The following is a 23,753-nucleotide window of genomic DNA, read 5'->3' on the forward strand; positions in this document are numbered from 1 at the left end:
AGAAGGCCCTTGCTCTATCCACCTGAGCTACGGAGGCTGACCGGCTCGCGTGACATCGCACACGAGTCGCCGGGCAGAGAGAGTCTACGACACTGCGGCGGGTATGCCGTACGCCACGGCGGGCCACATCGAATTGGGATCGCGTCACACGCCGGACCTACAGTTGAGGGATGACCCGCACGTCGACGCCCGCCCCCGCGGAGCAGCATCGCGACGCGATGAACGAACCGCGCGGCGTCGTCACCGCGATCCTCTGGGCATCCGGTTGGCTCGCCGCGATCGTCGCCGTCGCCGTCACCGCCGTCTCGGCGGCGTCGGCGCTGAAGCTGACCGGCGTGCCCGATCCGGGTGCGCTCACGACCTATGGTCTCCCGGCGCTGACCGCCGTCGGCGAGTTCGCCGCCGCGGTCGCGCTCGGATCGGCGGTGTTCGCGGCCTTCTTCGTTCCGCCCCAGGCGAGTGGTGTCCTCGACGTCGGCGGCTACCGCGCCATCCGGATCGCGGCAGCTAGTGCGCTGACGTGGTCGGTCTGCGCACTGTTCCTGATGCCGCTGTCGGCGTCGGAGGTGAGTGGGTCGACGCTGTCGCAGGCCATCGAGCCTGCCAATCTGCTGACCGCGTACGGCCAGGTCGCCGAGGTGCGCACCTGGTTCTGGACCGCGGTGTTCGCGCTGGTCGCGGCCATCATCGCGAGGATGAGCCTGCACTGGGGACCGACGATCGCGGTCATCGCGTTCTCGATCTTCAGCCTGATGCCGTCGGCGCTGGCCGGCCACTCCTCATCGGGTGGTAATCACGACATCGCCACCAACAGCCTGATCCTGCACATCGTCGGTGCGACCCTCTGGCTCGGCGGTCTCGCCGCCGTCGTGGTCTACGCCCTCGCCGATGGACGGTGGCGTGCCCTGGCGGTCCGGCGGTTCTCGCGCGTCGCGTTCTGGTGCATCCTCGTCGTCGGTGCCAGCGGTGTCGTCAACGCCCTGGTCCGGGTACCGCTGGGAGACCTGTTCACCGACACCTACGGCCGCCTCGTCGTGGCCAAGGTGGTTGCCCTCGTCGTGCTCGGTGGGCTCGGTGCGTGGCATCGCCGGGTGACGATCGCACAGTTGGACTCCGACGAGAAGCCCTCGCTGTTCGTCCGGTTCGGTCTCGTCGAACTGGCGGTCTTCGGCGCGACTTTCGGTCTGGCCGTCGGACTGAGCCGCACGCCGCCGCCCCTGGTCGACACCGCGGAGATCTCGGCGACCGAGAACGCCATCGGGTACGACCTCGACGGTGCGCCGACCTTCGTACGCCTCCTCACCGAATGGCGCTTCGACCTGATCTTCGGGCTCGCCGCCATCGTGCTCGCCGTCGTGTACCTGAGGGGCGTCATCCGTCTGAAGCGCCGAGGCGACGCCTGGCCCGTCGGACGTACCGTGGCATGGGTCCTCGGGTGTCTGCTGCTGTTGCTGGCCACGTCCTCGGGCCTCGGTCGCTACGCGCCGGCCATGTTCAGCATCCACATGATCGCGCACATGCTCATGTCGATGATGGTGCCGGTACTGCTCGTGCTCGGAGGTCCGGTGACGCTCGCGTTGCGGGCGCTGCCGCCGGCAGGCCGGGGCAATCCACCGGGCCTGCGCGAATGGATTCAGCTGGGTGTGCATTCGGCACCGTCCCGGATCCTGACTCATCCGCTGATCGCCGCGGTCATGTTCGTCGGCAGCTTCTACGTTCTCTACCTGGGCGGCCTGTACGAGGCCGTGGTTCAGTACCACGCGGCGCACCTGCTCATGAATCTCCACTTCCTGATCAGCGGCTACCTCTTCTACTGGCTGGTGATCGGCATCGACCCCGCGCCACGTCAGGTGTCACCGGTGGCCAAGCTGGGCATCGTGATGGCCTCGATTCCGTTCCACGCGTTCTTCGGCATCGCGCTCATGATGACGACCGCGGTCATCGCGGAGACCTACTACCGCGGGCTCAACCTCCCGTGGAACTACGACCTCTTCGACGACCAGCGCGTTGGCGGCGGAATCGCTTGGGCCGCAGGCGAGATCCCGTTGGTGGTGGTCTTGCTCTCGCTGTTCGTGCAGTGGCAGCGCAGCGACACCCGGCAGGCACGACGCTACGACCGCAATGCGGTACGCGACCACGACGCCGACCTCGGCAGGTACAACGAGATGCTCAAGGAGCTCAACAAGCGCGGCTGACGTTCGGGATCTCGTAGCGACAATGCGCGCTATGCGCACATTGTCGCTACGGATTGCCAGAGCTCGACCCGGTCGAGACGCTGCAGACCGACGACTCGGCCTGGAGGAGCGCGGCGACGTGCAGCGCATCGAACGCGACGTCGGCCAACGTGAGGCTGGTCGAGGTGACCAGTTCCGGAGGGCACCGAAGGCTTGCCACGATGCCGCGCGCGGCGGCCAGCTCGTCGACGATCGTCACGTTGAACCCGTTGATCGCCGTCCGCACCGGACCGAGGTCCTCGGTCGCCGGCGGTGCCGTCTGTCCCGGCAGCTGCCACTGGGCGAACAGTCCGCGCTGGACGGTCTTGCTCGCCTCGATCTGGTCGCGGAAGACACTGCGGACGTAGGCGGGATCGAGGTCGCGCTCCACTGCCAACTGCGACACGGTGTCGAGTACCACCTGCTCGCGTGCCGGATCATCGATGGCCGCACCGGACGCCCACTTCGTCGCGGCCACCGTGTCGGCCAGCGCGAGACGGCCCGCCATCGCATCGGTCAGGCCCGTCAACGGCGGTGCCGAGGCCGGCGCGGCCCCCGAGACCGGTGGGGCCATCACCATCGCGGCCGCGGCGATCAGACCGGTCAGGAACACTCGCATCCGCATTCGGCGAGTTTATGGTCCCAGGCTCTCGGTTCGTCGGCGATCTGTGGGTAAACCCCCGCGTTCTCCACAGCGTCACGACGACGGCGGCCCCGGGCCCATCGGTGGGTGATGCTGATGCGGCCACACCTTCCCGTGGCCGACATCTGTAGGAGACGACCATGTTTGAGACGTACACGACCGTCATCGGCACCGTGGTGTCCGACCCTCGCCGACGCCAGACGACAACCGGAGAGGACGTGATCTCGTTCCGGGTGGCATGCACCTCGCGCCGGATCGACAAGGGCACCGGCGAGTGGACCGACGGGCCGACGCTCTACCTCACCGTGAGCTGCTGGCGACGCCTGCTGACAGGCGTGGGCTCGGCCATCGCCAAGGGCCGACCGGTGATCGCGCACGGTCAGATCAAGACCAACGAGTATCCCTCGGCAGACGGGTCACGCCGGTCCGATCTCGAGATGACGGCGGTGGCCGTCGGGCTCGACCTGAGCCGATGCGTCGTCGCTTATCGCGGCACCCCCGCGAACGGCCGCGCGGCCGATGCACCCGCTGTCGCCGCGACCGCCGACCGACAGGCACCGGCGGCGTGATGTGGTGGAAAGCCGTCAGGCCGATCGGTTGCGGACCAGCCGCCAGTGATTCCGATCGTCGGCACGGCGGTAGGCGAGTTCGTCGAGAACGTTGATGGCGATAGCCAGACCGCGACCCCGTTCGGCCAACCCGTCGGGCAGGCGCACGGTGTCGAAATCGACGCGTGCCGGGTTCCCGTCGTCGGAGTACCGAGCCTCGACCCGGTCCGGGGTCACCTCGAGTTCGAGGCGCAGCGTGAGGGCACCGCCGTTGTCGGCATGCTCGACGATGTTGGCGCCGATCTCGGCCATGGCGAGCTCGAACTGCATCGCGTCCATGTCGTCGATCGGACACTCGGCGAGAAGATCGGCGAGGAGGGCGTGGATGTGATCCATCGTGTCGGGGGAGGTGATCTCCTCCAAGGTGCGGGTCGCGGTGTTCTCTGTCATCGCCGACTCCTCGGTCGTGTCGGTGGGGTCACCGGCGGGGCCGTCAGGCCCCGTCGAACGCGGTGTCTGGGGAAGTGTGCACGCGTAGAACGCGATTGAGGTTGGTGAGCTCGAGCACGGTCACGACCTGCTTGGTGGGCGCGGCGATCCGCAGGTCCCCGCCCGCCTGGCGGGCCACCTTGAGACCGGACACGAGGGCGCCCAGCCCGGACGAGTCGATGAAGTCGGTTCCGGACAGGTCGACGACGATCCGCGCCGAGCCGGCACCGACCAGTTCGTGCAGCTGATCCCTCAACCGCGGCGCAGCAACCATGTTGAGCCGCCCCTCCGGCCTGACCACCACCGCACCGCCGCCGGTGCTACGGGTCGCGAAATTCGCCATCATTGCCTCTCCTCGTCGGGACCGCGGTACCGCACCGCAGTGATGACAACGCTCAAGATCACCAGGTCGAACAGTACCCAGAACAGGTTGACGCCCACCCCGAGAACAGAGATGGCACCCCGCCACAGCTGCACGATGCCGATCACCGAGGCGATGACGAGCAGCGCCATGGCGATCAGCTGCGGTCGAACGATGTGCCAGGGCAACGCGTCCTGCGATTGTTTGGTCTTCGGTGTGACCGCGAAACCGAGCGGTCGGTTCATGTACACGTTGCGAAAGGCGGTGGTACAGGCCTTGATCCACACAGGGAAGAGCGCGAGGCTGTACTGCTGACCGCGCCAGGTCGGTGTTCCTCGTGCCACCACCAGGAACAGCACTTGATTGACGACCAGGAAGGGGATGAGCCGGATGAAGAAATCCCAGCTGTAGGCCTGTACCGGCAGTATCCCCAGGACCAAGTAGACGATGGGTGCGGCGATGAAGGCGATGGCGGCGAAACCGGCCAGGTAGCTCCACATGGTCGCCCAGTACATGAGCCGCTGGGTCAGGGTGAGGCCCCTCTGCACCAGCGGGTTCTCGCGCAACATCACCTGGATCGTGCCCTGTGCCCATCGCAACCGTTGCGTCACCATCGTTTTCAGGTCTTCCGGTGCGAGTCCGAAGGCCAGGTTCTCGTGGTGGTAGGCGGAGTTCCAGCCGAGAGCATGCAACCGCATACAGGTGGCCATGTCCTCGGTCACCGAGATGGTCGCCAGCGGAAGCATGGGCTGCGCCTCATCGGTCCTGCCGACGTCGACGGCGGCCACCATGGCCCGGACCGACTCGATCGCGCCCAACGGCGACCACTCGCGATCGGCGAGCACGGCGAGTGCGTCGTAGTCGAGTGACCCGGCCCCCGGCTCGTGTTCGCTCAGTTCGGTCAGAGCCTCGATCGCCTCCAGATCGGCGCGCATCGCCGACACGTCTGCCTCGACGAGCCCGCGAGCCGCGGAGTCGACACGTTGTTGGAATCGATACGTGATGTCGGCCAGGGGTTCTCGCTTCTTGAGCTCCGTCCGGGCATCCCGGACCGCCTCGTCGACGGCGTCGAGTGCCGACAACGCGAGGGGATTCTCACGCCCCACCTGTTTGCGCGTCGTCTTCAGGACCGAGCGCGCGGTGCGCAGGGCGCGGTCGATTCCGTCGTGTACCGCGCCGACGTACTGGGTGATGCCCAGCTGCATGAGTGCCTCGCGACGCAGCACGGCATTGGAGCCGCAGAAGAACGCGGCGTTCCAGCCGTCCTTGCCCTGCTGGATCGGCCCGTAGAAGAGCGGTGCCTGACTGCCGAGCGGGTCCGACGGCGGCACGTTCACGAAGTACTGCGGGGTCTGGACGAGCGCCATCTTCTCGTCGTGGAAGTACCCCAGGGTGCGGTCGAGGATCTGCGGTTCGGGTATCTGATCGGCGTCGAGGATCAGGATGAACTCACCGTCGGTCTGCATCAGGGCGTTGTTGAGGTTGCCCGCCTTGGCGTGCCGGGGTTTGTCGAGCCAGTTCGACGATCGCGTCAGGTAGTCGATACCGGCCTGCGCCGCCGCCTCGGCCAGCTCGGGACGATCCCCGTCGTCGAGAATCCACGTCGTGTGCGGATATGTGATGGCCTTGGCGGCAACGGCGGTCGTCATCACGAGTTCCAGCGGTTCGTTGTAGGTGGTGATGAAGACGTCGACCGTGGCGCCCTCGGGAGGTGGGGGAGGCTCGGGCCGGTGCTGCAGTCGCCACATGGTGAGACCGAACAGGAGCGAATCGATGAGACTGTAGGTCTCGGCGACGACGAGGGGTACGGCGATCCACCAGGCGTCCCAGTTCACCGACACCAGCCAGCGCCACACGATGTAGTTGATCCCCAGTGCCGCGGCGACGACGATGAGCGCTCGTAGCCACGGAGACGGCGCGGTTCGGGTGAGGGTGGCGGCTTCGGTGCTCTCGCTCATCCGGACTCGTCTCGCCGGATCGCCACGACAGTCACATCATCGATGGGGGCCGATGACGAGACCAGATCGCTCACCATCGAGCACACGTCGGCCGGGGTCCCCGTCTTCTCGACGGCAGCCCGCAGCGCCGCGTCGTCGCCGGCGGGCAGCAGATCGAGCAGTCCGTCGGAGCTGATGACGAGCATGTCGCCGGGCCCCAGGTCGATCGTCGCCGATTCCCACGTCTCGCCGGGCAGGATGCCGATGGGCAGACCGCCACTGGTGACCGACTCCACCGCACCGTTGGTGCGGCGCACCACCGACAGTCCGTGACCGGCGTCCACGTAGTCGACGCGCCCGTCGTCGGTGCGCAGCCGTGCGTGGAAGGCGGTCGCGAACGTCTCGGTGCCGGCGAAGTCGTCGACGAGCTGATCGGCCACCGCGGTGATGACCTCACCCAGGTCGGTGTCGGCCTCGCCGGTGTCGCGTGAGGCGGTGTCGATCGCGCGGGAGGCGGCACGCACGGCGGAGCGGACGGTCGCGGTCAGGATGGCGGCGCCGAGTCCTTTGCCCATCACATCGGCGACGGTGAACACGAATCCGTTCCGCCATGGGTAATGGTCGTAGAAGTCGCCGCCGACGGCGTAGGCGGGCAGGCACATCGCCGCGACGGAGTAACCGGGCACGACACCGAGGGGAGGCGGCAACAGTCGGCGCTGCACGAGGGCGGCGCGTTCGAGGTCGTCGGAGTTCTCGATCTCGCGTTGCGCCCACGCGGCGAGCTCGCGGAACGCGGTCTGCTGGTCGGCGGTGAGCTCGCGCGGTTGCGTGTCGTAGAGACAGAAGGTCCCCACGGGATGGCCGCCGGGACCGTAGAGCGGATATCCGGCATAGAACCGGATGCCGTCGTCGGCGGCGACCTGGGGGATGGCGGAGAAGGCCGGGACCTTGGAGACGTCGGGGATGATGAGGGCCGGATCCTCGGGATGGTCGTAGGCGCGCGCGACGGTCACCTGACAGACCGTCTGTTCCCGCGGGAGATCCTGGAGCTCGATACCGTCGACCGCCTTGAACCACTGACGGTCGCGGTCGAGGAGGGACACAGTCGACATCGGTACGCCGAACACGGCTTTCGCCATTCGGGTGATCTGCGCGAACCGGTCTTCGGGAGGGGAGTCGAGCAGGTGCAGCTGTTCCACCGCATGCAGTCGCGCCTCCTCGGTCTCGGCGTCGATGTGGGCGTCCATCACGGTCATGTCTGCTCCCGTCATCGCAATCCCGCTCTTTCGAGTGCGCGCGCCATCGCCGCTCCCGCCGCTGCCGTGCTCCGCAGACCCCAATTCGCTTCCTTGTCGTGGTCGAACCAGACGAAGCCGGTGACGTTCTCGGCGTCGTCGAGGTAGGCGACCAGGTCCGTGATCCACTCGGCCTTGGACCCGCCGTCCTCGGCGGAACCGACCTCTGTGACGAGTATCGGTGTGCGCGACGACAAGTTACGGAGCCGGTCGAGTGACGGACCGAAGAGGTCTTCGGGGGACGTCCATCGGTGGCCCGGGGCCGATCCCCAGTTGTAGCCGTCGATGCCCAAGACGTCGACGTAGTCGTGACCGGGGTACCAGCGGGAGAGGGGAGCGTCGTCGGCGAGCGGGACGTTGGGTGCCCATACCCACTTCACGTTCGAGGCGTTCTTCGACGCGAACAGATCGTGCACATGGCGCCACGCCGCGACGTAGAGTTCCGGCGGCGTTCCACCTGCCGGGCTCCACGGGTACCAGTCGCCGTTGGGCTCGTGGGCGAAGCGGAGATACACCACCGAACCCCAGGCGGCGAGCTCGTCGGCCCAGCGATACAGGTAGTCGTCGTGTGTCCCCGCGACGATAGACGACATCGAGAACGAACCGCGGTCGTAGTCGTCGCCGCCGAGGTGGCGCCACGGTTCCCAGGTGACGATCGGTTCGGCGCCCGCCGCGACGACGGCATCGAGCGCGGCGATCGGCGGGATCGCGGTGAAGTCCTCGAAGAACATGTTGACGGTGGGCCGGACCCCGGTCACCTCTGCGACGGTCGCCAGTTCGGTCGGTGCCAGCGGACCGCCGGGGGTGCTGACGCCGAACCGCAGACAGGGGCCGGCAGGCTCGTGCAGGGGGGTGATGGTCGACGGGCATTCGCGCGGGGAAGGCGAACAGGCGACGACACCCAGCGAGGAGCCGATCACTCCCAGGACCACCATCACGATCGTCCATCCGGGCGCCACACCCATCGCCACTCCCGTCACCTCGCCACCGTGCACCGGCACGGCGGCCCCACGCAGCCCCCTCCTTCTTCCCCACGACATTGTCTCGGTAAACCGCCTGACCCGCGCGCCAACCCGGGAACGGGCGGTCCACACGCGATGCGCGCACAGGCACACCGGACCGCCGACCGGCATCCGACGGCGACTAGGCTGGATTTCATGTGTGTGCGCGCAGGCGCGCAACCCCCGCGTCCGCGGCTGACAATCACCGACATCGAGCAGTCCGAAGGAGTTCTACGTGGCTGAATTCATCTACACCATGAAAAAGGTGCGCAAGGCGCACGGCGACAAGGTCATCCTCGACGACGTCACCATGTCGTTCTACCCGGGCGCCAAGATCGGCGTCGTGGGTCCCAACGGCGCGGGTAAGTCGTCGATCCTGAAGATCATGGCCGGCCTGGACCAGCCGTCGAACGGTGAGGCGTTCCTCGACCCCGACGCGACCGTCGGCATCCTGCTGCAGGAGCCGCCTCTCAACGAGGAGAAGACGGTCAAGGAGAACGTCGAGGAGGGTATGGGCGAGATCAAGGTGAAGCTCGACCGCTTCAACGAGATCGCCGAACTGCTGGCCACCGACTACTCCGACGAGCTGATGGAGGAGATGGGCAAGCTCCAGGAAGATCTGGACAACAACGACGCCTGGGACCTCGACTCGCAGCTCGAACAGGCCATGGACGCGCTGCGTTGCCCGCCGGCCGACTCGCCCGTCACGCACCTCTCCGGTGGTGAGCGTCGTCGAGTCGCATTGTGCAAGCTGCTCCTGCAGAAGCCCGACCTGCTCCTGCTCGACGAGCCCACCAACCACCTCGACGCGGAGAGCGTTTTGTGGCTCGAGCAGTTCCTGGCGAGCTACCCGGGTGCCGTGCTGGCCGTGACCCACGACCGGTACTTCCTCGATCACGTCGCGCAGTGGATCTGTGAGGTCGACCGCGGCAAGCTGCACCCGTACGAGGGCAACTACTCCACCTACCTGGAGAAGAAGGCCGAACGTCTCGAGGTCCAGGGAAAGAAGGACCAAAAGCTGCAGCGGCGCCTCAAAGAGGAGCTCGCCTGGGTGCGGTCGGGTTCCAAGGCCCGCCAGACCAAGAACAAGGCGCGACTGTCCCGGTACGAGGAGATGGCCGCCGAGGCGGAGAAGACGCGCAAGCTCGATTTCGAGGAGATCCAGATCCCGACCCCGCCGCGGCTGGGCGACGTGGTGGTCGAGGTCAGTCATCTCGACAAGGGATTCGACGGACGCGTCCTCATCAAGGACCTGTCGTTCACGCTGCCGCGTAACGGCATCGTCGGTGTGATCGGTCCGAACGGCGTCGGCAAGACCACGCTGTTCAAGACGATCGTCGGGCTCGAAGAGCCCGACTCGGGCACCGTCAAGGTCGGCGAGACGGTCAAGCTGAGCTACGTCGACCAGGGCCGAGCCAACATCGACCCCAAGAAGAACGTCTGGGAAGTCGTCTCCGACGGGCTGGACTACATCGAGGTCGGCCAGAACGAGATGCCGTCACGCGCCTACGTCAGCGCCTTCGGCTTCAAGGGCCCGGACCAGCAGAAGAAGGCGGAGGTGCTCTCCGGTGGTGAGCGCAACCGCCTGAACCTGGCGCTGACCCTGAAAGAGGGCGGCAACCTGATCCTGCTCGACGAGCCGACCAACGACCTCGACGTGGAAACCCTCGGTTCGCTGGAGAACGCGCTCGAGAACTTCCCCGGCTGTGCTGTGGTCATCAGCCACGACCGCTGGTTCCTCGACCGGACCTGTACCCACATCCTGGCGTGGGAGGGCAACGTCGAAGAGGGTCAGTGGTTCTGGTTCGAGGGCAACTTCGAGGCCTACGAGGCCAACAAGGTCGACCGCCTCGGCGCCGACGCCGCTCGCCCCCATCGGGTCACCCACCGCAAACTCACTCGCGATTAATCCCGCGCCCGCCCGGCACGGGTGACTAGCATCGGCAGGTGTGACGTCACTCGTGCCGGACGCGGTGAACCACTACTTCAAGTCGCGGACCGACGGGTCGGCTGCCGAGGCGGTCGCCGACCGGGTCGTCCGGCACCTCGACGTCGTCCGGACCCGCACACCGGGACGTCCTCTCGTCGAGGTCACGGCCGATGACCGCGGTGGGGTCGAGATCGTCGTCGTCAACGACGACATGCCGATGCTGGTCGAGGCGGTCCTGGCCACGGTCGAGGCCCACGACCTGACCATCGACCAGATGGATCATCCGGTGGTACCGGTCAGGCGAGATCCCGACGGCAATCTCGAGACCATCGACGACGCCGCGGATGCGGACTGGGAGTCGTGGATTCTCGTTCGGGGCCTCGCCGCCCATCCTGGTTCCGACATCGAACCTCTGCGTGCCGATCTGTCCGACGTCATCTCGCGCGTCGCCGACGTCGACGCCGACGCACCCCGGATGCGCGCCCAGCTGAGCGCGTGCGCGACCGACCTGTCGACCATGCCGCTGCCCGATGCGTCCGGCATCTCCGGAACCGAGCGACACGAATACGCGGAGTTGCTGGAGTGGTTCGCGGGCAACCACTTTCATCCCCTCGGCTACTCTCGGGTGTGGGCGGACGGCTCGGAGGACGGTGCCGCTCGCCGAGGGGTGTGGCGTACCGACTCCATCACCCGTGACTTCCCGTCGGTCACCGACCGCCCGCTGCTGCCGCGGGCCAGCAGGGTCTTTGTCGCCACCGGCATCCAGCGCTCCAATTTCCCGGTCCTGCTGCAGGTTCCGGCATTCGACCGCGACGGCGGCCACGATGGCGAGCACCGGTTCCTCGGCACGCTCACCTCCGCAGGCGTCCATCAGGCGGTCCTGGATGTCCCGGTGCTGCGAACCAAGGTCCACGACGTGCTCACACGCGCGGGCGTCGACGAGGACTCGTTCGCCGGCCAGTCGATGATCGAGCTGCTGCAGAACTATCCGCTCGTCGAGATGTTCGCCTCCACCGACGACGAACTGGAACGCCGCGTCACCGAGATGCTCGATGCGGTCTCGACCCGTTCGCTGCGTCTGTTCCTCCGCACCAACTACGACGGCCGGACGGCAGTGGCGCTGATCTACCTGCCGCGCGACCGATACAACACCGCCACCCGGCTCGCGCTCGAGAAGGCGCTTGTCGACGAATTGGACGGTCACGCACTGGAATACACGGCGCGTGTGAGTGAGATGCCCCTTGCGCTCCTTCAGGTGCTCGTGTGCATCGATCCCGCGACCGCGGCCGAACTCGGCTCCGTCGACACCGGGTCACCGGCCCATGCACGGATGCAGGCGGCCCTGACCGCGGCCATCCGCGGGTGGGACGAACGCGTCCGCGAACTCGCCGCGGACGAGGAGTTCGCCGGGGTCGACGGCGGTCCCGACGCCCTCCTGCGCCAGTTGTCGTCGTTGTCGGACGACTACAAGGAACTGCGGGATCCGCGTGACGCTCTCGAGGACCTGGCCAGGGTGGTAGGGCTCTCACCCGGCGACACCGCCGTCACCCTCAATGCCTCGGACGGCGTCGAATCCGATACGGCGCAGGCGGGCTGGAAGTTCACGCTCTACCTGTGCGGCGCCTCGGCAACTCTCACCGACGTGCTCCCGGTCCTGCACAGCCTCGGCCTCGATGTTCTCGAAGAGCATCCGTACGAGATCCACCGTGCGGACTCGACGGTGTGCTGGGCCTATGAATTCAGCGTCGAACTCACCGCCGGGATGACGGTCGACAACGACCACATCGACGATCTCGAGCAGCGGTTCACCGAGGCGTTCCATCAGATCTGGCAGGGCGGGGCCGATGTCGACGCCTACAACGAACTGATCATCCGGTGTGGCCTGGACTGGCGGTCGGCGGCGATGCTGCGCGCTTATGGGCAATATCTGCGTCAATGCGGATTCTCCTACAGTCCCGCCCACGTCGCGAGTGTGCTGGGTGCCCACCTCGCCATCACGCGCGGGCTCGTCGACTTGTTCGTCGCCTCCTTCGACCCGGACGGTGCCGACCAGGGTCGTCGAGAGGACCTGCGCGACAAGCTGTCCGAGGAGATCGGGCTGGTCCTGAGCCTCGACGCCGATCGGATCGTCTCCGCCTACGCATCGATGATCAACGCGACATCACGGACCAACTACTTCGTCCCCGGTGACGGAGACGAGTACCGTCCGGTGATCTCGTTCAAACTCCGTCCGCGCGACATCCCGCAGACGCCGAAACCCCGTCCGTTGCACGAGATCTTCGTCTACTCGCCCCGTGTCGAGGGCGTGCATCTGCGTTTCGGTTCGGTCGCCCGTGGCGGGTTGCGCTGGTCGGACCGCCGCGAGGATTTCCGAACCGAGATCCTGGGTCTGGCCAAGGCGCAGGCGGTGAAGAACGCGGTGATCGTCCCCCTCGGAGCGAAGGGCGGTTTCGTGGTGAAGCGCCCGCCGCAGCCGACCGGTGAGAGCGCTCGCGACCGGGACGCGCAGCGGGAGGAGGGGATCGCCTGCTATCGGCAGTTCATCGCCGGGCTACTGGACGTCACCGACAACATCGACCTGGCCACCGGCGAGGTGATCCCCGCTCCCGGCGTCGTCCGGCTCGACGCCGACGACACGTATCTGGTCGTCGCCGCCGACAAGGGGACCGCCTCGTTCTCCGACATCGCCAACGAGGTGTCGGCGTCCTACGGGTACTGGCTGGGCGATGCGTTCGCATCGGGCGGGTCGGCCGGCTACGACCACAAGGCGATGGGCATCACCGCCCGTGGGGCGTGGGAGTCGGTGAAGCGGCACTTCCGCGAGATGGGCACCGACACCCAGTCGGAGGATTTCACGGTCGTCGGAATCGGTGACATGAGCGGCGACGTGTTCGGGAACGGGATGCTGCTCAGCGAACACATACGGCTCGTCGCTGCCTTCGATCACCGGCACATCTTCGTCGACCCCGACCCGCAGGCCGGCCCGTCGTTCGGGGAGCGCAGGCGGCTGTTCGATCTTCCCCGGTCGTCGTGGGAGGACTACGACGCCGAGTTGATCTCGACCGGAGGCGGGGTGTGGGCCCGCGATCGCAAGTCGGTTCCGATCAGCTCCGAGATGGCTGCCGTCCTCGGGATCCCCGACGGTGTCGACGAACTCTCACCGCCCGAGCTGATCCGCGCGATCCTGCTCGCCCCCGTCGACCTGCTCTGGAACGGCGGCATCGGCACCTATGTCAAGGCGTCGACGGAATCCCATACCAGCGTCGGTGACAAGTCCAATGACGCGATCCGTGTCGACGGAAACGAGTTGCGGGCCAAGGTGATCGGGGAGGGTGGCAACCTCGGGGTCACCGAGCGGGGCCGGATCGAGTTCGACCTGTCCGGCGGCCGCATCAACACCGACGCCCTGGACAACTCGGCGGGGGTCGACTGTTCCGACCACGAGGTGAACATCAAGATCCTGCTCGACGCCGCGGTGTCGTCCGGTGAACTCGACCCCGCCGATCGTGACCCGCTGCTGGAATCGATGACCGACGACGTCGCGGACCTCGTACTGGCGGACAACATCTCGCAGAACTCCGAGCTCGGTTTCTGCCGGTCCTTCGAGCTGACGCGGGTGGAGGTCCATGCCAGGATGCTCGAACACCTCAAGGCCAAACGAGGCGTCGACCTCCGCCTGGAGGCGCTGCCGGATCCGCGCGAGTTGCGCAGACGCGTCGGTGGCGAGGTGAAACGCGGACTGACGTCTCCCGAATTCGCCACGCTGATGGCGCATGTCAAACTCGAGTCCAAATCCGATCTGCTCGCCACCGACCTGCCGGACAACGACGTCTTCGCGCCACGGATCGCCCGGTACTTCCCGGAGGCGCTGCGGGAACGGTACGGCGACGACATCCGCGGCCACCGCCTCCGCCGGCAGATCGTGGCGACGACCCTCGTCAACGACGTCGTCGACCACGCCGGCATGACGCATCTGTTCCGTCTGAGCGAAGGCAGCAGCTGCTCCACCGAGGAAGGCGTGCGCGCTTACGTGGTGTCCAACAAGGTCTTCGGCATGAACGAGATCTTCGAGCGCATCCGTCACGCGCCGGCCCCGGTCGAGGCGATCGACGAGATGATGCTCTACGCCCGACGACTGCTGTTCCGCGCATCTCGCTGGCTGCTCGCATACCGTCCCCAGCCACTCGCCATGGCCGCCGAGATCACGCGCTACACCGAGCGCGTCGCCGAGCTGAGCGCGGTCGCGGACCGCTGGTACGGACAGAGTTCGGCACACGACATCGCCGAACGGGCCGCGTCCTACGCCGTTCACGGCGTGCCCGAGGACCTCGCCCACGCCGTCGCGGTCAGCCTCCACCGGTTCTGCCTGCTCGACATCATCGACGCCGCGGAGATCGCTGACCGCGACGCCGAGGAAGTCGGTGAACTCTATTTCGCGGTGATGGAGCACTTCGGGCTCGAAGGACTGCTCTCCGCGGTGTCGGAACTGGACTACGGCGACCGCTGGCATGCGCTGGCGCGCCTGGCGCTGCGCGATGACATGCACGGCGCGCTGCGGTCCCTCACGCTCAAGATCCTCGAGGTCAGCGAACCCGACGAGGGTTCGTCGGAGAAGATCGCCGAATGGGAATCGTCCCATTCCAATCGACTCAGCCGGGTCCGCAGTGTGCTCCGGGAGCTCGAGGAGACCGGTACGGCCGACCTGGCGACGCTGTCGGTCGCGGCGAGGCAGTTGCGGAGTCTCATCCGCTGACACGAGCACATCCGGGGATCGCCGACCTTCGGCGAATTCCTTCGCCATCGAGCACTGCCGAATAGCCTGACGTCATGACCCGCACGGCTCTTCGAATCTGTCCGCTCTGCGAGGCGACCTGTGGTCTCTCGCTCGTCGTCGACCACGATCACGGCACCGGGCAGGAACGTGTCACAAGCGCCCGCGGCGACTCCGAGGACGTCTTCAGTCACGGCTACATCTGCCCCAAGGGGGCGAGTCTGGCCCAGCTGGACAACGATCCGGACCGGCTCGACCGACCCCTCATCCGGCGCGACGGGCGCCTGGTGGAGACGGACTGGGACTCGGCGCTGGCCCTCGCCGTCGACGGACTGAACGAGGTCATCGCCACCCACGGCGGCCCGTCGGTGGGCTTCTACCTCGGGAACCCCTCGGCGCACACGGTCGCCGGCACGATGTATGCACCGCTGCTCATCAGAGCTCTCGGTACCCGCAACGTCTTCAGCGCCAGCACCCTCGACCAGATGCCGAAGCAGGCGGCCACGGGTTACCTCGTCGGCCATGCCGGCACCTTCGCCGTCCCCGATCTCGACCGCACCGATCATCTCGTGGTCATCGGCGCCAACCCGATGGTGTCCAACGGGAGCGTGACGACCGCGGCGGACTTCCCGGGCAAACTGACCGCACTGCGCCGGCGCGGCGGGCGGCTCACGGTCATCGATCCGGCCCGCACCCGGACCGCGAAACTCGCCGACACGCACCTGGCGCCGCGACCGGGCACCGACGCCGCGCTGCTCTGCGCGGTCGTGCAGTGCCTCTTCGACGAGGGACTCGTCGCCGACGACCTCGGCGGCATCGCCGCGCACGTCATCGGCGTGGAGGACGTGCGCCGCGAGTTGAGCGACCTCACGCCGGAACGCGTAGCTCCCCACTGTGGTGTCGCCGCCGAGGACATCCGGGCTCTCGCGCGATCGATCGCCGGGTCGCCGACCACCGCGGTCTACGGCCGGATGGGCACCACCACAGTGGAATTCGGCACCCTCGGCAGCTGGCTGATCGACGTCGTGAACATCCTCACCGGCAACTACGACCGGCCCGGGGGAGTCATGTTCCCGCTGGCACCGACGGCTCCGTCGCCGCGCCCGCCCCGAGCCGGCCGCGGATTCCGCACGGGGCGATGGCGCAGCCGGGTGTCCGGTCACGCGGAAGTCGGCGGTGAGCTGCCCGCGGTCGCGATGGCAGAGGAGTTCGAGACCCCGGGGGACGGACGACTCCGCGCCCTGGTGACGGTGTCGGGCAACCCCGTCCTGTCCGCACCCAACGGCGGACGTCTGGGACGCGCGCTCGACTCCGCGGACTTCGTGGTCTGCGTCGACCCCTACCTGAACGAGACCACGCGACACGCACACGTGATCCTGCCGCCGCCGCGCCCGTCACAGAGTCCGCACTTCGACGCCATCCTGAACAACCTGGCGGTCCGCGCCACCGCTCGCTACTCGCCGCCCGTGCTGCCGCTCGCGGCCGGGCGTCCAGACGAGATCGAGATCGTGGCCCGGCTGATCCTCGGCCTGTCGGGAGCCGGGGTGGGCGCCGACCCCGGACTCGTCGATGAACAGGTGATCGCCGCGACGTTGTCGAAGGAGGTGACCGACCCCCACTCGCCGGTCGCAGGCCGCTCCGTCGAGTCGCTGATCGCCATGCTGCCCGAGGCGCCCGGTCACCAGCGCCGACTGGACATGCAGTTGCGGATCGGCGCGTACGGCGACGCGTTCGGGACTCGCGACGGCCTCACGTTCGCCGATCTGCTCGCCGCGCCACACGGCATCGATCTGGGCCCGATGCGGCCTCGCCTCCCCGGTGTACTGCGGACGGCTTCGGGCAAGGTCGAACTGGCGCCCGATCCGCTCATCGGCGACCTCGAGCGCCTGCGGTCGGCACTGGATGCCCGTGGGGAGGGCGTGGGCGCCGAGGGCCGTCTGCTGCTCGTCGGCCGACGCCATCTGCGGTCCAACAACAGCTGGATGCACAACCTCCCGGCGCTGACCGGCGGGACCAACCGCTGCACGCTGCTCATGCACCCCGACGACGCGGATCGACTCGGCATCTCCGACGTCGCCAAGGTCCGCGGAGCGGGTGGGTCGCTGACGGTACCCGTCGAGATCACCTCCGACATCCGGCCAGGGGTCGCCTCACTGCCGCACGGGTGGGGTCATGACGTCGACGGCATGCAACTGAGCGTCGCCACCGCCGAGCCCGGGGTGAACGTGAACGACCTGAACGACGGAACGGTGCTGGATCCGTTGTCGGGGACGGTCGTGCTGAACGGTCTGCCGGTGGAGATCGCGCCTGCCTGACCCCGGGTGGCGGTGCGTAGGGTTGGACCGGGCCGGCCATCCGGGACCGCCCCGGCGAGGCCGACCAGACAGGGGATGACTCACGTGCTGAACGAGGATGCCGGTACGACCACGGACGACGGCTACCTGGTGAAGGTGCCGGTGCGCTGGTCGGACATGGATGTCTACGCGCACATCAATCACGCGCGGATGGTCACCCTGCTGGAAGAGGCGCGCATCCCGTGGCTGTTCTACGACGGACGACCCACCGCGCCCCTGCGCGACGGTTGTCTCGTCAGTGATTTGCACGTGAAATACCAAGCGCAACTACGGCATTCCGAGGGGCCCATCGAGGTCACGATGTTCGTCCAGCGCCTGCGTGCCGTCGACTTCACGGTGGGGTACGAGGTGCGGGCGGCAGGCGCGGATCCGGAATCTCGGCCCGCGGTGGTCGCCAGCACCCAGCTCGTCGCCTTCGACGTCGCGGCCCAACGCATCGCGCGGCTCACACCGGAACAGAAGGAGTACCTCGCCGGATTCCGGCGGCCCGAAGGCGAGCCCGGCCCGGCACGACGCGGACGACCCTGATGGAACGGTACGTCGCGGTCGCCGAGTCCGACCGGTCCAATGCGCTCGCCTTCCTCGCCCATGCGGTGCGACTCGACGATGCCGCCGTCGTACGGGTGGTCGGACGCGCCGACGGTCTGGTCGCGCTCTGGACCCACACCGGATTCGAGGTGCTGGCCACGCGAGCGGTGTCCGGCTCGGTGGCTCCCCGCGACGTGGTGTGCGACGCGTCGGCGCTGCACTCGGCACTGGGCTCGGCCACACCCGGTGAACCGGTGGATCCCGGGTTCTCGCTCGACAGTGCCTGGCGCGGTGCTCTTCCCGCCGCAGTCGGGTTCCGGCACATCGACGACGTACCCGCGCGTAGCGTCATTGCCCTCGCCCGCGACGGTGCGCGAGTGGCCCGCGATGAGGGGAGCGCCCACGGACCCGCGACCGGACTGCTCGACCAGGATGTCCTGGAGGTATCCACCGACGACGGTGCGTTCACCGCGGCGGTCAGCATGCGGTCGGTGTTCGCGCTCACCGGAATGGGATTCATCCGGGACGCGAACGGCCGTGCGGTGACCGAGACCTCCGACGCCGACGCCGTCGCCCCGGACGAACCGGTACGAATCCGCATGTCCGCGGCCTGGATTCGAGTCGACGCGCGGTACGGGTCGGTGTATCAGCGACGTCACCGCGATCTCGCGGTCACCGTCCTCTAGCCGAGCGGGTTGGCCTGTCGCCGTCTCAGACCAGCCACGCCGCAGAATCCGGGGCCAGCATCCCGTCGACGAGGGGCGAGCTGACGAGCAACAATTCGCCCGGTGGGAGCGGCACGGGCACCTCACCGGCGTTGAGCGCACAGACCAGCCTGCCGCCGATCCGCCGAAATGCCAGACAGCCCTCGGGGGCCCCGTACCACTCGATGTGATCGCCTGCGAATTCCGGTCGCTGGACGCGCAGTTCGATCGCGGCGCGGTAGAGCGACAACATGGACCCGACGTCCTCGAGCTGAGCCTCAACGGTCAGTGAGGCCCATGAGGAAGGCATCGGCAGCCAGGTGTCAGCAGTGGTACTGAAACCGAACGGCGGCTCGGTGCCCTCCCACGGCAGGGGGACCCGACACCCGTCTCGCCCGCGTTCGGTCCGACCGGACCGCTCCCACACCGGGTCCTGCAGTGCCCCGTCAGGAAGGTCGTCGACATTGGGCAGGCCGAGCTCGGCGCCGTTGTAGAGGAAAACCGTTCCGGGGAGGGCCATCTCGACGACGAGCATGGCGCGCGCTCGGCGGGTGCCGCGGTCGATGTCGAGGACACCGGTCTCCGGATCGGTGACGGCGTACCGCGTCACCTCGCGGGCGACGTCATGGTTGGACAGAGTCCAGGTCGGGGTCCCCGACACCGACAGGACAGCGTCGAGTGAGTTCTCGATCGCCTCTCGGACCGCTCCGGATTCGAATGGCGCCTTGGCGAGACGGAAGTTGAAGCCGAGGTGCAGCTCGTCGGGTCGCAGGTATTCGGCGAATCGCTCGTTGTCGCTGACCCAGATCTCGCCGACGTTCGCGGCACCGGGGTACTCATCGAGAACCTTGCGGATCTTGCGGTGGATGTCATGCACCGCATAGTTGTTGAAGCGCGGGTCGTCGTCGGAGTTCTGCAGCAGCTTGGTCGCGGAGAGGTCCATGTCCGGCAGCTCGGCCGGTTTGGCCATGCCGTGGGCGACGTCGATGCGGAAGCCGTCGACACCGCGGTCGAGCCAGAATCGGAGCGTCTTCTCCAGATCGGCCCAGACGTCGGGGTTCTCCCAGTTCAGGTCTGGTTGTTCCTTGGCGAAGATGTGCAGGTACCACTGGCCGGGCGAACCATCGGCCTCGGCCACGCGGGTCCACGCCGGGCCGCCGAAGATGCTGTGCCAGTTGTTGGGTGGCTCGTCGCCGTTCTCCCCGAGACCGTCGCGGAAGATGTAGCGCGCCCGTTCGGGACTGCCGGGCGGTGCCGCGAGAGCGGCCTGGAACCACTCATGTCTGTCACTCGTGTGGTTGGGGACGAGGTCCATCGTCACGCGGATGTCTCGCTCGTGCGCTTCCGCGATGAGCTCGTCGAAGACGTCGAGATCGCCGAAGAGCGGGTCGATGTCGCGGGGGTCGGAGACGTCGTAGCCGTGGTCGGCCATCGGGGAGACCATGATCGGGCTCAGCCAGAGCGCGTCGATGCCCAACAGCTCGAGGTAGCCGAGTTTGTCGATGACGCCGACGAGGTCACCGACACCGTCGCCGTCGAGATCGGAGAACGAGCGCGGGTAGATCTGGTAGAACACCGCGGACTTCCACCAGGACTCGTCGGTGGGGTCGAGTTGTGCGACGACAGGTCGGGGTCCCGGGTCATCGAAATCCGCATCACCGAGTTCCGTATCGGGGAGCTCCGTGTCGGCGGGCTCGCCCTCGGAGAGCTCGTCGTCGGAAAGCTCTGTGCCCGGAAAGTCTGTGTCCGGGTCTGCGGGGTCGTCGGAGTCCGCGATGGTGTCGGCGTCCGTTGCGTCGTCGCCGGGCTCCACGCCTTCGGCGGCGGCCGCCGCCGCCGTACCCGGCGCCTCGGCGCCGGTGTGCGCGCCGTCTGGCTGATCCCCGTCAGATGGCGCGGCGGGGACATCATCGGGTGTCTCATCGCTCACCGTGGTCATTGTGCCCTACCTGAGTTTTCGTGGAGAAATCCAGGTCAGTCGGCGCGTCGTGCGGCGTGTCGGACGAGAAAGGGTCTCAGATCGGCGAATTCATCATCGACTGCGCGGCCATCTCCATGTAGTCGGTGAGCGCCTTGCGATGTGGCGGGTCGAGGGTCTCGTCGTCGATGGAGGCGATCGCGGTGTGCATGCACCGCAGCCAGGCGTCCCGCTCGATGGGGCCGACACGGAACGGATTGTGCCGCATGCGGAGCCGGGGATGGCCCCGCTCGTCGGAGTAGGTTCGGGGTCCACCCCAGTACTGCTCGAGGAACATTCGCATCCGACGCTCGGCCGGCCCCAGGTCTTCCTCGGGATAGAGCGGCCGCAGCACCTCGTCCGCGGCCACCTCGCGATAGAACACCGCGGTGAGCCGCCGGAAGGTCTCGGCGCCACCGACCTCGTCGTAGAAGCTGCGCGCCGGGGTCTCCGGTGCCGATGGTGTCGCGGATGCGTTGCCGGGTTCGCCAGTCACCTTCTCCATTGTCCTCATCGACCGGCCACCTCTCAACGTGGGCGTCCTGCGCGTCTACGACGCGCTGTAGGGGTCGATGTTCCTCGAGGCCTCCGGTGGGTTAGATTGATCAACGATGACCTGCGCCGACAACAGCGCGGGTCCGGCGCGACCATCGAAAGGGTGACATGGACGTCGACAGCCTGATCGTCCCCATCGGAGTGCCAGTCACGATCGTGACGGTGCTCTTCGTGCTGCTCTGTGTTGTCGCGATGGTGTTCTCCTCCGGGGTCAAGTACCCGAAGGTCGACGAGTACACCCTCGACCAGCAGTGGGAGCATGCACCGCTTCTCTTCAGTGCCACGGACATCGAACCGATGGCATTGCCGCAACACGCGGAACCCGGCGATGTGGATGGGAGCTCGGCCAGTGGCAAGTGGTGAGGTTACGCACGCGAAAGTGAGCGCAGAGGTCGCGGCCCGCTCGGCTGCAGAACTGCCGCTGGGCTCGGTCATCACCAACAGCGGTCGGATCTCCGCGGCGCGCTACCCGGGTGACGCGCCGACGACACCGCCCTTCAGCAAGCGCGACCTGATCGCACTCGACGACACGCTGAAGGCCGCCAGTGAGAAGGCGCTCGTGCGGTTCTCGGTGTACATCGGCGACCTCGGCGAGGATCTCGAGGGCAGTGCGCGCGACATCCTCGCGAAGTCGCCCGAGCCGGCCTACGGAACGCTCATCGCCGTCTCGCCGAACTCCCGCGACGTCGTCATCGTCTCCGGCAGCAAGGTGTCCACCCGGGTCAACGACCGCGTCGCCGCACTCGGGGTGACCGCAGCGGTCACCGGGTTCCGCCAGGGCCACCTGGTCGACGGGCTCATCGCCTCGCTGCGCGTGATGGCCACCGCGGCCGCCGGCGGATAGACCGCCCCGCGGGGCCAGGGCACGACCACAAAGCAACACACAGGGCACGACCACGAAGGCCGCCCCACCTTTCCGGTGGGGCGGCCTCGGTGTTTCCGGGTCGTGTCGCTCAGTGAGCGAGCGCCTTCTCCCGCGTATCGCTGTCCTGCGGGTCCAGTTCGTCGTCGACCATGTTGGTCTCGTCGAACGGATCGCGTCCCGAGAGCACGTCGTCGACGCGCTGCTTGTCGACCGTGCTCGTCCACGACCCGACCAGCAGGGTCGCGACGGCGTTGCCGGAGAAGTTCGTGACCGCGCGCGCCTCCGACATGAAACGGTCGATGCCCACGATCAGTCCGACGCCGTCGAGCATCTCCGGCCGGTGAGCCTGCAGACCACCGGCGAGTGTGGCCAGCCCGGCGCCGCTCACGCCGGCCGCGCCCTTCGACGCGATGATCATGAACGCCAGCAGCCCGATCTGCTCGCCGATCGACAGCGGGTCGCCCATGGCGTCGGCGATGAAGATCGACGCCATCGTGAGGTAGATCGCGGTGCCGTCGAGGTTGAACGAGTAGCCGGTCGGCACGACGACGCCGACGGTCGTCTTCTCGACACCGAGATGCTCCATCTTCGCGATCAGGCGGGGGAGCGCGGACTCCGACGACGAGGTGGCGAAGATCAGCAGGTATTCACGGGCGAGGTAGCGCACCAGGCGGAAGATCGACACCCCGGACACCGTGCGCAGCAGCACACCGAGCACGCCGAACACGAACACCAGGCAGGTGAGGTAGAACGCGAGCATCAGCGTCAGCAACTGCTGCACCGCGGCCCAGCCGGTCTGCCCGACCACGTTGGCGATGGCGCCGAACGCGCCGATCGGTGCAACCCAGAGCACCATCGTCAGCACCTTGAAGACGAGCTTCTGGAAGTAGGAGACAGCGGTGAGGATCGGTTCCCCGGTGCGACCCATCGACTGGATCGCGAAGCCCACGAGCAGGGCGACGAACAGGGCCTGCAGCACGCTTCCCGCGGTGAGCGCGGAGAGCATGGACTCGGGGATGATGCCCTGGATGAAGTCGAGGGTTCCGCCCGACTCGTGTGCGTCCTCGGCCAGCTCGGCGCCCTTGCCCGACATCGCGTCGATGTTGAGTCCGTCGCCGGGCTGGATGATGTTGCCCACGACCAGGCCGATCGCCAGCGCGACCGTCGACATCAGGAGGAAGTAGACGAAGGCCAGGCCGCCGACCTTCCCGACGGTCGCGGCCTTGCGGACCGAGCCGATGCCCAGCACGATCGTGCAGAAGATGACCGGCGCGATCATCATCTTGATCAGGCTGACGAACATGGTGCCCAGTACGCCGAGGTCCTTGCCCACCTCAGGTGCCACCAGGCCGACGACGACGCCGGCGACCACGGCGATGATGACGCCGATGTAGAGCCAGTGTGTGCGGTCCCGTTTACCTCGTGCCGGACCCGCGGCCGTACCGTCGGTCGTGGCCGCGATCGGGTTCGAACCGTCTCCGTCCGGCTGCCCGCCGGACCTCCCTCGAACGTTCATCGGTGATTCTCTCCTCGTACACCTCGGACATCGGTGATTAGGATTGTGAACCGATGAGGTGACGCGGGTCACGATTCTGTTCATTA

18 protein-coding genes are annotated in these 23,753 nt (G+C 67.4%); 9 read left to right on the forward strand and 9 right to left on the reverse strand.

The genetic code is table 11. The features are described 5' to 3' along the window. The first annotated feature begins 170 nt into the window (after positions 1-170). The gene (locus tag ACSUZC_RS09580) at positions 171-2,195 is read left to right on the forward strand and encodes a cytochrome c oxidase assembly protein (RefSeq protein WP_439032579.1); all 2,025 of its coding nucleotides are present in this window, start codon (positions 171-173) and stop codon (positions 2,193-2,195) included. A 46-nt stretch (positions 2,196-2,241) separates the two neighbouring features. Here the strand turns inward: ACSUZC_RS09580 and ACSUZC_RS09585 are convergent, their stop codons facing one another. Next, positions 2,242-2,838, reverse strand: coding sequence for a chorismate mutase (locus ACSUZC_RS09585; protein ID WP_439032580.1), 597 nt, complete (start codon positions 2,836-2,838; stop codon positions 2,242-2,244). Positions 2,839-2,996: 158 nt separating this feature from the next. On the opposite strand from ACSUZC_RS09585, the gene ACSUZC_RS09590 reads away from it, so the two are divergent. Further along, the gene (locus ACSUZC_RS09590) at positions 2,997-3,425 is read left to right on the forward strand and encodes a single-stranded DNA-binding protein (protein WP_439032581.1); all 429 of its coding nucleotides are present in this window, start codon (positions 2,997-2,999) and stop codon (positions 3,423-3,425) included. A gap of 15 nt (positions 3,426-3,440) precedes the next feature. Here ACSUZC_RS09590 and ACSUZC_RS09595 read toward each other — a convergent pair whose 3' ends face one another. The 5 genes from ACSUZC_RS09595 to ACSUZC_RS09615 are packed head-to-tail and all read right to left on the reverse strand — an operon-like array spanning position 3,441 to position 8,451. Continuing rightward, positions 3,441-3,854 (reverse strand): ATP-binding protein, encoded by a 414-nt coding sequence (locus ACSUZC_RS09595; protein ID WP_439032582.1) that lies wholly within the window; start codon positions 3,852-3,854, stop codon positions 3,441-3,443. Between the two features lie 43 nt (positions 3,855-3,897). Further along, on the reverse strand, positions 3,898-4,236 hold the full coding sequence (locus ACSUZC_RS09600) for an STAS domain-containing protein (RefSeq protein WP_439033060.1): 339 nt from the start codon (positions 4,234-4,236) through the stop codon (positions 3,898-3,900). Next, positions 4,236-6,212 (reverse strand): glycosyltransferase family 2 protein, encoded by a 1,977-nt coding sequence (locus ACSUZC_RS09605; RefSeq protein ID WP_439032583.1) that lies wholly within the window; start codon positions 6,210-6,212, stop codon positions 4,236-4,238. Before ACSUZC_RS09605 ends, ACSUZC_RS09600 begins: the two co-directional genes overlap by 1 nt. Continuing rightward, positions 6,209-7,447: a PP2C family protein-serine/threonine phosphatase gene (locus ACSUZC_RS09610; RefSeq protein WP_439033061.1), complete on the reverse strand. Its 1,239-nt coding sequence runs from the start codon at positions 7,445-7,447 to the stop codon at positions 6,209-6,211. Before ACSUZC_RS09610 ends, ACSUZC_RS09605 begins: the two co-directional genes overlap by 4 nt. Before the next feature lie 11 nt (positions 7,448-7,458). Next, positions 7,459-8,451, reverse strand: a complete 993-nt coding sequence (locus tag ACSUZC_RS09615; RefSeq protein ID WP_439033062.1) for a glycoside hydrolase family 26 protein — start codon at positions 8,449-8,451, stop codon at positions 7,459-7,461. 271 nt (positions 8,452-8,722) lie between these two features. Between ACSUZC_RS09615 and ettA the strand changes: the two genes are divergently transcribed. From ettA to ACSUZC_RS09640, 5 genes are all read left to right on the forward strand, one after another. Next, positions 8,723-10,396, forward strand: coding sequence for an energy-dependent translational throttle protein EttA (gene ettA / locus ACSUZC_RS09620; RefSeq protein ID WP_439032584.1), 1,674 nt, complete (start codon positions 8,723-8,725; stop codon positions 10,394-10,396). A gap of 40 nt (positions 10,397-10,436) precedes the next feature. After that, entirely contained in the window at positions 10,437-15,170 is a 4,734-nt protein-coding gene (locus ACSUZC_RS09625) for an NAD-glutamate dehydrogenase (protein ID WP_439032585.1), read from the forward strand. A gap of 74 nt (positions 15,171-15,244) precedes the next feature. Then, entirely contained in the window at positions 15,245-17,503 is a 2,259-nt protein-coding gene (locus ACSUZC_RS09630) for a molybdopterin-dependent oxidoreductase (protein ID WP_439032586.1), read from the forward strand. 75 nt (positions 17,504-17,578) lie between these two features. Next, positions 17,579-18,070 carry an acyl-CoA thioesterase gene (locus ACSUZC_RS09635; protein WP_439032587.1) on the forward strand — a complete coding sequence of 164 codons (492 nt, stop codon included), beginning with the start codon at positions 17,579-17,581 and terminating at the stop codon, positions 18,068-18,070. Next, positions 18,070-18,756, forward strand: a complete 687-nt coding sequence (locus ACSUZC_RS09640) for a hypothetical protein (protein ID WP_439032588.1) — start codon at positions 18,070-18,072, stop codon at positions 18,754-18,756. The genes ACSUZC_RS09635 and ACSUZC_RS09640 overlap by 1 nt, the downstream gene beginning before the upstream one ends. 25 nt (positions 18,757-18,781) lie before the next feature. On the opposite strand, the gene ACSUZC_RS09645 is transcribed toward ACSUZC_RS09640, so the two are convergent. Both ACSUZC_RS09645 and ACSUZC_RS09650 read right to left on the reverse strand, forming a co-directional pair. Continuing rightward, positions 18,782-20,713: a glycoside hydrolase family 13 protein gene (locus ACSUZC_RS09645; protein ID WP_439032589.1), complete on the reverse strand. Its 1,932-nt coding sequence runs from the start codon at positions 20,711-20,713 to the stop codon at positions 18,782-18,784. Between the two features lie 76 nt (positions 20,714-20,789). Then, entirely contained in the window at positions 20,790-21,236 is a 447-nt protein-coding gene (locus tag ACSUZC_RS09650) for a globin (protein WP_439032590.1), read from the reverse strand. Between the two features lie 158 nt (positions 21,237-21,394). Between ACSUZC_RS09650 and ctaJ the strand changes: the two genes are divergently transcribed. Both ctaJ and ACSUZC_RS09660 read left to right on the forward strand, forming a co-directional pair. Further along, complete coding sequence (gene ctaJ / locus ACSUZC_RS09655; protein ID WP_238419043.1) at positions 21,395-21,649, forward strand: aa3-type cytochrome oxidase subunit CtaJ; 255 nt, start codon at positions 21,395-21,397, stop codon at positions 21,647-21,649. After that, on the forward strand, positions 21,636-22,130 hold the full coding sequence (locus ACSUZC_RS09660) for a DUF5130 domain-containing protein (RefSeq protein ID WP_439032591.1): 495 nt from the start codon (positions 21,636-21,638) through the stop codon (positions 22,128-22,130). Before ctaJ ends, ACSUZC_RS09660 begins: the two co-directional genes overlap by 14 nt. Before the next feature lie 109 nt (positions 22,131-22,239). On the opposite strand, the gene ACSUZC_RS09665 is transcribed toward ACSUZC_RS09660, so the two are convergent. Further along, positions 22,240-23,667 carry a cation:dicarboxylate symporter family transporter gene (locus ACSUZC_RS09665; RefSeq protein WP_439032592.1) on the reverse strand — a complete coding sequence of 476 codons (1,428 nt, stop codon included), beginning with the start codon at positions 23,665-23,667 and terminating at the stop codon, positions 22,240-22,242. Between the last annotated feature and the right edge of the window lie 86 nt (positions 23,668-23,753).

Source organism: Gordonia terrae (assembly GCF_051789125.1).
Classification (GTDB): Bacteria; Actinomycetota; Actinomycetes; order Mycobacteriales; family Mycobacteriaceae; genus Gordonia; species Gordonia terrae_A.

What these genes read in the sequence shown, in the direction of transcription:
- ACSUZC_RS09580 (WP_439032579.1), top strand. Translation starts at nt 171, where the DNA reads ATGACCCGCACGTCGACGCCCGCCCCCGCGGAGCAGCATCGCGACGCG.
- ACSUZC_RS09585 (WP_439032580.1), bottom strand. Translation starts at nt 2,838, where the DNA reads ATGCGGATGCGAGTGTTCCTGACCGGTCTGATCGCCGCGGCCGCGATG.
- ACSUZC_RS09590 (WP_439032581.1), top strand. Translation starts at nt 2,997, where the DNA reads ATGTTTGAGACGTACACGACCGTCATCGGCACCGTGGTGTCCGACCCT.
- ACSUZC_RS09595 (WP_439032582.1), bottom strand. Translation starts at nt 3,854, where the DNA reads ATGACAGAGAACACCGCGACCCGCACCTTGGAGGAGATCACCTCCCCC.
- ACSUZC_RS09600 (WP_439033060.1), bottom strand. Translation starts at nt 4,236, where the DNA reads ATGGCGAATTTCGCGACCCGTAGCACCGGCGGCGGTGCGGTGGTGGTC.
- ACSUZC_RS09605 (WP_439032583.1), bottom strand. Translation starts at nt 6,212, where the DNA reads ATGAGCGAGAGCACCGAAGCCGCCACCCTCACCCGAACCGCGCCGTCT.
- ACSUZC_RS09610 (WP_439033061.1), bottom strand. Translation starts at nt 7,447, where the DNA reads ATGACCGTGATGGACGCCCACATCGACGCCGAGACCGAGGAGGCGCGA.
- ACSUZC_RS09615 (WP_439033062.1), bottom strand. Translation starts at nt 8,451, where the DNA reads ATGGGTGTGGCGCCCGGATGGACGATCGTGATGGTGGTCCTGGGAGTG.
- ACSUZC_RS09630 (WP_439032586.1), top strand. Translation starts at nt 15,245, where the DNA reads ATGACCCGCACGGCTCTTCGAATCTGTCCGCTCTGCGAGGCGACCTGT.
- ACSUZC_RS09635 (WP_439032587.1), top strand. Translation starts at nt 17,579, where the DNA reads ATGACTCACGTGCTGAACGAGGATGCCGGTACGACCACGGACGACGGC.
- ACSUZC_RS09640 (WP_439032588.1), top strand. Translation starts at nt 18,070, where the DNA reads ATGGAACGGTACGTCGCGGTCGCCGAGTCCGACCGGTCCAATGCGCTC.
- ACSUZC_RS09645 (WP_439032589.1), bottom strand. Translation starts at nt 20,713, where the DNA reads ATGACCACGGTGAGCGATGAGACACCCGATGATGTCCCCGCCGCGCCA.
- ACSUZC_RS09650 (WP_439032590.1), bottom strand. Translation starts at nt 21,236, where the DNA reads ATGGAGAAGGTGACTGGCGAACCCGGCAACGCATCCGCGACACCATCG.
- ctaJ (WP_238419043.1), top strand. Translation starts at nt 21,395, where the DNA reads ATGGACGTCGACAGCCTGATCGTCCCCATCGGAGTGCCAGTCACGATC.
- ACSUZC_RS09665 (WP_439032592.1), bottom strand. Translation starts at nt 23,667, where the DNA reads ATGAACGTTCGAGGGAGGTCCGGCGGGCAGCCGGACGGAGACGGTTCG.